Origin of the sequence: Salegentibacter tibetensis (assembly GCF_020164485.1) — a bacterium.
GTDB classification, from domain to species: domain Bacteria; phylum Bacteroidota; class Bacteroidia; order Flavobacteriales; family Flavobacteriaceae; genus Salegentibacter; species Salegentibacter tibetensis.
The window spans coordinates 1-255 of the sequence record NZ_JAIQZA010000156.1 but is presented as its reverse complement, the minus strand read 5'-3'; the positions used below and the strand labels follow the sequence as shown (position 1 = coordinate 255).

The window sequence follows — 255 nt, the reverse complement described above, 5'->3', positions numbered from 1 at the left end:
TCAAGAGTTTTTTTGGAACAAGCTTGAATGCGGTTTATACCCAAATATGGATAGCAGTAAGTGCCTATCTGATAATTGCAATTATGAAGAAAAGACTGAAAATAGAGCTTGAACTTTACACTATTTTTCAAATTTTGAGTATTAGCCTCTTTGAGAAAGTAACTATAAATCAACTACTTAACAATAAAGAATACAGAAAGAATATTAATGACGATTATAACCAACTGAAAATGTTTAATTTATAACCGGACACTA

1 pseudogene is annotated in these 255 nt (G+C 29.0%); it reads left to right on the top strand.

What is annotated here, in order from left to right:
- Positions 1–245 (top strand): annotated as a pseudogene (locus tag LB467_RS18900) (IS4 family transposase); the annotation flags it as partial.
- Positions 246–255 lie beyond the last annotated feature (10 nt).